The following is a 2,429-nucleotide window of genomic DNA, read 5'->3' as shown; positions in this document are numbered from 1 at the left end:
GAGGCCGTGCGACGGCTCGCGGTCCACAGGCTCGCCAGCGATCCGGAGGAGTCCGCCCGCATCGAACGCGCCCGCATGGGTGAGCGTCTCGCCCTCTGGCTGGCCACCGACCCGTCCGCCGATGCCCCCACTGTCGCCGACGCCATACAGCGGCACATCGCCGAGACCGGCTGGGCCGACCTCGCCCTGGAGCACATCGAGGCCGGCGGCGACCCGGACTCCGTTCTCAAGTCCGCCTACGACACGCTGGGCACGCGCGTCAGGGACCGGCGACGGCAGATCGACGCGTCCTTCGCGCGCTCGCTGGCCGGCTGGACGCAGGACGGCGCTCGGCCTGGCGGCATGCTCACCGTCGAGACCTTCCTCGACCGGGTGGTCGGGCCCGTCGTCCGGCGCGGGGAGGAGCGGCGGGTGCTGTTGCTCGTGCTCGACGGCATGAGCGCGGCCATAGCGAACGAACTCGGCGAGGAACTGCGCCGCTCCTGGGCGGAGTTCGACCCGCTGGCCGAGGACACTCCGCGTCGGCGGGCGATGGCCGCCGCCCTCCCCACCGTGACGGCTGTGTCCCGGACGTCGCTCTTCGCGGGCACCCTGATGAAGGGCACCCAGGCCGATGAGAAGAGGCTCTTCCCCGCGCTGAAGCTGTGGAGCGGGGCACCGGCCGCCGTCTTCCACAAGGACGACCTGCGCACCGAGACCGCGGGCGACACCTTCGGCCCGGCCCTCACGGAAGCGCTCACCGACGGCAGGACCCATGTCGCCGTCGTCCTCAACGCCATCGACGACCGCCTCGCCAAGGAACAGAAACTCGGCGACGGAGCCTGGCGGGTCGATGACGTACCGGGCTTGCGTGACCTGCTCCGGGTAGCTGCGGCCCAGGGCATGGCCGTCATCGTCACCAGCGACCACGGCCACGTAGTCGACCGGCACGGCACGAAGGCCGACGCGGCCACCGAACCCGCGTCCGCCCGGCACCGCCTGCCCGGCGGCGGCCCGCTCGGCGAACGGGAGATCGCCCTTTCCGGGCCGCGCGTGGTGTGGTCCGAATCCGGCGCATCCATCGTCGCGCTCTGGGACGCGGACTCCCGCTACACCGCGCTCAAGGCGGGCTACCACGGCGGGGCTTCCCTCGCCGAGTTCACCATTCCGGTGCTTGCCTTTCTGCCGTTCGGGGCGGAACCGCCCAAGGGCTGGCGGGAGTTGGGGGACCAGCGGCCGGTCTGGTGGGCCCCGGAGGAGGCGGGGAAGCCGGTTCCGGAGGAGCGTGCGGCTCAGATGGCCGGCGCGGCCCCGAAGAAGGAGACCGCGAAGCCCCGGAAGAAGCAACCCGGACCAGGGACGCTGCCCGAGGCGCTCTTCGACGTGGCGCTGACTGTCGGAGGAGACGACGCCCTGCTCACGCCGGTCGTCGTCTCCCGGACCGAGGCGCTCGTGACGGTGCTGCTCGACTCGGAGACGTATCAGGCACAGCTCGATGGTCTGGCGCGCAAGCCGCAGCAGGAGCAGGTCCACAAGGCCCTCGCCGCCCTGCTCGACGCGGGCGGCACTCTGCCCGTGACTGCGCTCGCCCAGCGCGCGGGCATGCCCACCACCCGGGGCGACGGCTTCGCCGCGGTCCTCAGACAGCTCCTCAACTACGACGGCGTACAGGTGCTGGAGACCTTGCCGGACGGGCGCACGCTACGGCTCCACGAGGCGCTGCTGCGCGAGCAGTTCGCCCTCCGAGCGGGCTGACAGCGTTCGGGCCCCGCACAGGGTTGCCCGTGGAAATGGAAGACTGGTCTCTTGTGAGCACCACCGGATCCCAGCGCCCCGCACAGGTGAGCGCCGCCCGCCGCCGTACCGTCATCGACGCGTTGCGGCGCGGTGCCGTACCCGACAGCGGACTCGACCTGCTGGCCACCGGACTCGACCGGTTCGAAGCGGCCCTGGAGGCGGAACTGGACGCTGTGGCGTCCGGCGGCTCTGTCTTCAAGGCCGTGCGGGGTGAGTACGGGTCCGGCAAGACGTTCTTCACCCGCTGGCTGGGGGAGCGGGCCAAGCGCCGTAACTTCGCCGTGGCCGAGATCCAGGTCTCGGAGAACGAGACTCCGCTGCACCGGCTGGAGACGGTCTACCGGCGGCTCACCGAACGGCTCACCACCTCCAGTTTCCCGCCCAGCGCCCTGCGGCCCGTGGTCGACGCCTGGTTCTATGCCCTGGAGGAGGACGCCCTCGCGGCCGGCGCGACCGACGAGGAGCTTCCGGGCGAGGTGGAGAAGCTGCTCGTCGCACGGCTCGCCGAGGTCTCCCGGCACGCCCCGTCGTTCGCCACCGCTCTGCGCGGCTACCGGGCCGCGCTCGCGGACGGCGACGAGGCGACCGCTGCTGCGGTTTTGGCGTGGCTCGGCGGCCAGCCGCACGTCGCGGCCTCGGCCCGCCCGGCCGCC

2 protein-coding genes are annotated in these 2,429 nt (G+C 72.4%); both read left to right on the top strand.

Going from position 1 to position 2,429, the window contains the following annotated elements; translation table 11 throughout:
- A partial coding sequence (gene pglZ / locus GA0115259_RS10075; protein WP_107469158.1) for a BREX-2 system phosphatase PglZ occupies positions 1–1,734 on the top strand: 1,734 nt, incomplete at its 5' end.
- 53 nt (positions 1,735–1,787) lie between these two features.
- A partial coding sequence (locus GA0115259_RS10070) for a BREX system ATP-binding domain-containing protein (protein WP_176732494.1) occupies positions 1,788–2,429 on the top strand: 642 nt, incomplete at its 3' end.

It is taken from the genome of Streptomyces sp. MnatMP-M17, assembly GCF_900091995.1.
Classification (GTDB): domain Bacteria; phylum Actinomycetota; class Actinomycetes; order Streptomycetales; family Streptomycetaceae; genus Streptomyces.
Note: the sequence above shows the minus strand (reverse complement) of the source record. Positions and strands in the feature narration are given on the sequence as shown.